This window comes from Enterobacter cloacae complex sp. S3, from assembly GCF_014930495.1.
In the GTDB taxonomy this organism is placed as follows: domain Bacteria; phylum Pseudomonadota; class Gammaproteobacteria; order Enterobacterales; family Enterobacteriaceae; genus Enterobacter; species Enterobacter asburiae_B.
In genome coordinates, this window is the sequence record NZ_JADBRD010000112.1 from 1 (window position 1) to 428 (window position 428).

The 428-nt window shown below is 64.0% G+C and carries 2 protein-coding genes; both read right to left on the reverse strand.

The genetic code is table 11. The annotated features are described in order from the left end of the window. Positions 1-147 (reverse strand): hypothetical protein (locus IM317_RS23715; RefSeq protein WP_193362554.1); only part of this gene is annotated, 147 nt, incomplete at its 3' end. 12 nt (positions 148-159) lie between these two features. Continuing rightward, positions 160-428: diol dehydratase small subunit (locus tag IM317_RS23720; RefSeq protein WP_227010987.1), on the reverse strand; the 269-nt coding region annotated here is incomplete at its 5' end.

The window sequence follows — 428 nt, forward strand, 5'->3', positions numbered from 1 at the left end:
GGTCCCGGCGATATTGTCCCGCGTCCCTTTCATGCCCGTCGTCGCGACGATCCCGCTGGCAACAAACGCCCTCGCCTGCGGGTCGTCGGACGCCAGCGCCACCTCGGTGGTGGCGTTGCCGATATCAATCCCGGCTATTAACGGCATGCTGACCTCCGCTTAGCTTCCTTTACGCAGCTTATGCCGCTGCTGATACACTTCCGCCGACTCCCGGACAAAGGCGGCATTCACTGTCGCATGCCAGGTGTGCTCCAGCTCGTCGGCGATCGCCAGCAGCTCCGCCTGCGAGGAGCGGAACGGGCGCAGCGCGTTATAGATAGCCAGAATGCGCTCGTCAGGAATGGCGATAAGCTCCGCCGCGCGGCGGAAATTGCGCGCCACCGCATGGCGCTGCATCTGCTCGGCAATCTGCGCCTGGTACTCAAGGG